This window comes from Nostoc sp. CALU 546 (genome assembly GCF_048836525.1).
The window spans coordinates 1-5,723 of sequence record NZ_JAWJTF010000032.1; the positions used below are offsets into that span (position 1 = coordinate 1).

General features: G+C 41.9%; 4 protein-coding genes. All 4 read left to right on the forward strand.

Features of this window, described 5'->3' with window-relative positions; translation table 11 throughout:
- Nucleotides 1-536: 536 nt before the first annotated feature.
- Nucleotides 537-1,613: an iron ABC transporter substrate-binding protein gene (locus tag RRG12_RS17470; protein WP_420760147.1), complete on the forward strand. Its 1,077-nt coding sequence runs from the start codon at nt 537-539 to the stop codon at nt 1,611-1,613.
- A gap of 155 nt (nt 1,614-1,768) precedes the next feature.
- Nucleotides 1,769-2,779, forward strand: a complete 1,011-nt coding sequence (locus RRG12_RS17475) for an iron ABC transporter substrate-binding protein (protein ID WP_420760148.1) — start codon at nt 1,769-1,771, stop codon at nt 2,777-2,779.
- A gap of 3 nt (nt 2,780-2,782) precedes the next feature.
- Complete coding sequence (locus RRG12_RS17480; RefSeq protein WP_420760149.1) at nt 2,783-4,411, forward strand: ABC transporter permease; 1,629 nt, start codon at nt 2,783-2,785, stop codon at nt 4,409-4,411.
- A gap of 62 nt (nt 4,412-4,473) precedes the next feature.
- On the forward strand, nt 4,474-5,514 hold the full coding sequence (locus RRG12_RS17485) for an ABC transporter ATP-binding protein (RefSeq protein ID WP_420760150.1): 1,041 nt from the start codon (nt 4,474-4,476) through the stop codon (nt 5,512-5,514).
- Nucleotides 5,515-5,723 lie beyond the last annotated feature (209 nt).

The window sequence follows — 5,723 nt, forward strand, 5'->3', positions numbered from 1 at the left end:
GGGCAAAAATTTTCAGGCTACTGCCGTATACTTGAGCAATTAGTCAGGGATTTACAATCCCTGGCGGGTGAAGCAACACCCAAGCAGGACGCGAGTGGGGGCTGAAGGTGGACACCAATGGCAGCGTGCCCGCCCTGATGATGCAAGTTAAATGCCAATTAGCTTACCTCACACTTATTTCCACACGAAAATAATTCCCATCTGTATCTGGTTGCTTAAAGGCAACCTTTTTGATTTAATGGAAATTAATATCAAGTATTTCTTGGAACTTTATTCAAAATATTATCAATAATCAAGGTAAAAACTCTCCAAGATGATGTTTGTAAACTCTAATTTATGGCTAGCCCTGGCGAGTATAAGTCTCGGCTAAACCAGATAAAATAAGTAAAATTTGCTGTAATATCTTGATTTAGAAAAAACATTATGTTTTAGATGTTAGTCAAGAGTAAAACCAGTTTATGATATTATCGATATATTTAATCAATACGATTATTGATAATTTTGGGTAATAGTTTTAATTCTGGTGGAAGAAAATTATGAAGCGCCGTAAGTTTGTCTATATAGTTGGACTAGCAACTGCTAGTGGGGGATTAGCGATCGCTTGTAATCCTAATCAAACTCCCACCGATACTGCCGAATCGCCTTCAGGGCAAGCTACACCAGCTACGGCTGCTACTGGTGTCTTAGAAAAAGAGCTAGTAATCTACTCAGGACGCAACGAAAAACTCATTGGTGAGCTGATCAAACAATTTGAGCAACAAACCAATGCTAAGGTACAAGTCCGCTACGGCGATACTGCTGAGTTAGCATCAGCAATTTTGGAAGAAGGGGCAAACAGTCCCGCAGATGTCTTCTTCGCCCAAGATGCTAGCGCCCTTGGAGCTATTCAAAAAGCAAATCGAGCAGTACAGTTACCAACATCTCTTCTCAATCAAGTAGATACTACCTATCGTTCACCAGAGGGGAAATGGCTAGGTATTTCGGGGAGAGTGCGTACAGCAGATTACAACTCTAAATTAGTAAAATCAGGGGAATTACCATCGTCTATTTTTGGCTTTACTGAACCGAAATGGAAAGGTAAAATTGGCTGGGCACCTACAAATGGTTCCTTTCAATCCTTTGTCACCGCCTTACGAGTTGCAGAAGGAGAAGACAAGGCTAGGCAATGGTTAGAAGGTATTAAAGCTAACAATGCTAAAGTTTATCCTAATAATACTGCGATCGTAGAAGCCTTATCTCGCGGCGAAATTGCTGTGGGATTTGTCAATCATTATTATCTAGAACGAATCAAACAAGATAATCCTCAAGTTCCTGTGGAGCATCATTTTACCGATGATGTGGGTTCCTTGGTAAATGTCGCAGGTGTAGCAATTCTTAACAGCGCCAAACATCCCAATATTGCTCAAAAGTTTGTCGAATTCATGCTGAATGAAAATGCCCAAAACTACTTTGCTAATCAAACTTTTGAGTATCCTCTAACTTCGGCTGTTGCGCCCAAAGGTAAACTAAAATCTCTCCAAGAAATTAAAAAACAAACTCAAAAAATCGACTTGAGTAATCTTAGCGATTTAGAGACAACACTCAAGCTCATGCAGCAAGTACAAGTCATATAACTTGCTATTGGCTGGAATGCATCTGGCAAAGATAGGAAAAATCTAAATTTTTTGAGAAAGTTTATTGCTTACCAGTACAGGTTAATGGTAAAGGTTGAGAATACCAAGATTATTGCAAAAACTTCCTGGTAAGTATTAAGGTGGAGGATTGGAAATTGAAAAGTTTACCATTGCTGAAAGTTTCAGCGTTAGCTCTAGCTGTAACGCTCGGTTGGGGAATCGGGGTGGCTGTAAATGCCCAAACCAAAACCCTCGTGATCTATTCAGGCAGAGAAGAAAAACTAATTGGCCCCTTAATTGAGAAAGCCAAAAAAGACTTGAATCAGGATATTCAAGTGCGTTATGGCGATACTGCTGAATTAGCGATCGCACTTTTGGAAGAAGGCAAAAATAGCCGTGCAGACTTGTTTTTTGCTCAAGATGCTGGTGCTTTAGGCACTTTGGAGAAAAAACAGGTAACGCTACCAATTGCCTCTAAACTGCTAAACAAGGTTGATTCTCGCTTTCGTTCTGCCAAAGGCCATTGGCTAGGAATTTCCGGACGCGCCCGTGTAATTGACTACAACACAAAGTTAGTTAAACAAGGGGAACTACCGACATCAATTTCGCAGTTAACAGAATCGAAATGGCGCGGTAAAGTCGGCTGGGCACCCACAAACGGCTCATTTCAGTCATTTGTTACGGCAATGCGAGTCTTAGATGGCGATGCAAAGACTCTCCAATGGCTCAAAGCGATGAAAGCTAATGGTGTCAAAGATTACGGTAAAAACTCTGCGATCGTTGAAGCTGTGGGACGTGGAGAAGTTCATCTCGGTTTAGTGAATAATTATTACTTATATCGCTTCAAAAAAGATGATCCTAACTTTCCTGTTGCCCACCATTACACAAGCAAAGATGCAGGATCAATGATTAACGTGGCAGGAGTAGCTATTACGAAAACCACAGATCAAAAAGCTGATGTAGAAGCTTTAATTGATTACCTGCTCAAACAGAGTTCACAAAATTACTTTGCTCAAGAAACTAACGAGTATCCTTTAGTAAAAGGAATCCCAGCGCCATCAAAACAAGTACCAATTAGTAAGCTAAATCCACCCAATGTTAACTTGACAGATTTAGATGATTTGCCAGCAACGTTGAATTTATTACAGCAGGCAGGAGTTTTGTAACAGTTGAAAGCGGTTCGCCCTCCATTATTTCTCACATTATCGGCAGCGGTAGTGGCAATTGCCATTGCCCTGCCATTACTATACTTAGTGATTCGCACCGCAGGTATTGGCGGGGAAGAGTTCTGGGAATTGATTTCTCGTCCCCGCAATATTATGGTTTTTTTCAACAGTGCGGCAATGGCAGCAACGGTAACATTATTTTCCACACTAATTGCCGTACCATTGGCATTTTTAACTGTGCGGACAGACTTACCAGGACGACGTTTCTGGTTAGTGGCGACAACATTACCCTTAGCGGTTCCTAGCTATGTAGGCAGCTTTGCTTTGATTGCAACTTTGGCACCACGGGGTAGTTTTTTGCAGCTGTTGCTTCAACCATTAGGAGTAGAAGAATTACCTTCAATTTATGGTTTTCCTGGGACAGTTTTGGCAATTACTTTGTTTACCTATCCCTATATGCTACTGAGTGTACGTTCTGGATTACAAGGTATTGATCCATCTCTAGAAGAAGCGTCTCGTAGTTTGGGTTATGGTAGTAGAGAAACCTTTTTTAAGGTAGTTTTGCCACAGTTGAAACCATCACTAATTGCAGGTGGATTATTAGTCGCTTTATATGCTTTGCGCGACTTTGGTACACCTTCGCTGATGCGATTTGATGCCTTTACGCGGGCAATTTTTTTACAATATAAAACTAGTTTTAATCGGAACTCAGCCGCAGCCTTATCTTTGATGTTGGTGACATTGGTGCTGCTGATTTTGTGGTTAGAATATCGAATGCGATCGCGGGCAGCTTATTATAGTCGTGGTTCCGCTTCTCTACGTCCACCGAAAATTGTCAAGTTGGGGATTTGGAAATGGCCAGCTTTCGCCTTTTGTCTACTAATTACTAGCTTTGGTGTAGTTTTGCCAGTAGGTATCACCTTATTTTGGCTGATTCGCGGACTTAACGGTGGCTATACTTTCCCCAATTTATTCCCCACCATTCTCAACTCCATTGGCGCGGCTGGATTAGCGGCTTTAGTTACCACCATCTTTGCCTTACCAGTAGCAATTTTAGCAGTCAGATTTCCGAGTAAAATCACCGCCATAATTGAACGCTGTTCTTATATAGGTTTTGGAGTTCCAGGAATAGTTGTTGCCTTATCTTTGGTATTTTTTGGTGCCAACTATCTGCCAGCGCTGTACCAAACTCTGCCGATGCTGATATTTGCATATTTAGTTTTATTTTTACCGCAATCAGTGGGAACAGTCCGCAGTTCGCTTTTGCAAGTCAATCCCCAGCTAGAAGAATCAGCGCGTAGTCTAGGTAGGAATGCTTGGCAAACTTTAAGAGAAGTTACCCTACCTCTAGTACAACCAGGTGTGTTGAGTGGTGCGGTGCTGGTATTTTTAACAGCGATTAAAGAACTACCCGCCACCATGCTGTTAGCGCCTATTGGCTTTAGCACCTTAGCAATGCAAATTTGGCAAGCTACAGAAAATGTAGATTTTGCCGATGCGGCGGCGGCTTCATTAGCGATGCTGTTGGTTTCTATGGGTTCAACTTTATTGGTGCTATCTCAAGAGAACGTCAAAAAAGAGCAAGTCTTGAAGGAGGTAGGAGGCAGTAGGCAGGAGGTAAATCACTTATAGAATTCCACCTCTACTGATTTGAAACTTTTCAAGTAATTGAACTATAGTACTCTCCACTCCCTATGCAACAAGTAATTCTAGATTTACAAAATGTCACCAAGCGGTTTGCAGAAAGTGCCTTTCCTGCTGTAGATAACGTATCTTTGACGTTGCAACAAGGAGATATCTTGGGATTGCTCGGCCCATCCGGTTGTGGTAAAACTACGCTGTTGAGAATGATTGCTGGTTTTGAGCGATCGCAAGTAGGAGAAATTAAACTTGGTGAACAGATAGTTTGTAATAATTCTACTTGCATCCCAGCCGAACAGCGCGACATCGGCGTTGTTTTTCAAGATTATGCCCTGTTTCCCCATCTAAATGTGGCAGAAAATGTGGCTTTTGGGTTGAAACATTTCAGTAAACAGCAAATCCAAAAACGCATAGCCGAAGTCATTAATTTGGTGAGACTCGAAGGCTTAGAAAAACGTTACCCTTATGAACTCTCAGGTGGACAACAGCAAAGAGTTGCACTCGCCCGTGCCTTAGCACCCCAACCCCAACTCATGCTTTTGGATGAACCTTTGAGCAATCTTGATATTCAAGTTAGGTTGCGCTTGCGAGAAGAAGTGCGCGACATTCTCAAAGCGGCGGGTACTTCAGCAATTTTTGTTACCCACGATCAAGAAGAAGCATTAGCTATTTCAGATATAGTGGGTGTGATGCGCCAAGGACATTTAGAGCAATTAGGCACACCAGAAGAAATTTATACTCATCCAGCATCAAGATTTGTCGCCGAATTTGTGACTCAAGCTAATTTCCTTCCCGCCCATCGTCAAGGGAATTTATGGAAAACAGAAATTGGCAGTTTTGAGTTAACAGCAAATCACACCGATGATAGTGGTGAAATCATGATCCGCCAAGAAGATTTTATCTTAAAGCCAGCCACAGATGCGCCCGTAGTCGTCCGCACCCGACGCTTTTTAGGACGTGAGTATCAATATTGTTTACAAACTCCCTCTGGTAAAGAACTCCATGCGCGGACGCTGAAAGATACGGCGTTACCTGTGGGTACAAGAGTAGAGTTATCTATAGCCAGTGATAGTGTAAAGGTTTTTCCACAGTAGATTTTGCTGTTAACTATTTAGACACTAGTACCGCAAGGCGGAATTAAAAATTAAAAATTAAAAATTAAAAATGAAGACAGCGTAAGGGTTTTGTTGATTGGGAATGGGTGGTTTATTTCTGCCGTGCTGTACTAGTTGCTCATGATACTCTCGAAGGCCGTTTCCTCACCCCTATCGAAGACTGTGAAGGACTTGCCGATGCACCTTTG

Excerpts from the sequence above, each read along its gene's own strand:
- RRG12_RS17470 (WP_420760147.1), top strand. The coding sequence starts at position 537 with ATGAAGCGCCGTAAGTTTGTCTATATAGTTGGACTAGCAACTGCTAGT.
- RRG12_RS17485 (WP_420760150.1), top strand. The coding sequence starts at position 4,474 with ATGCAACAAGTAATTCTAGATTTACAAAATGTCACCAAGCGGTTTGCA.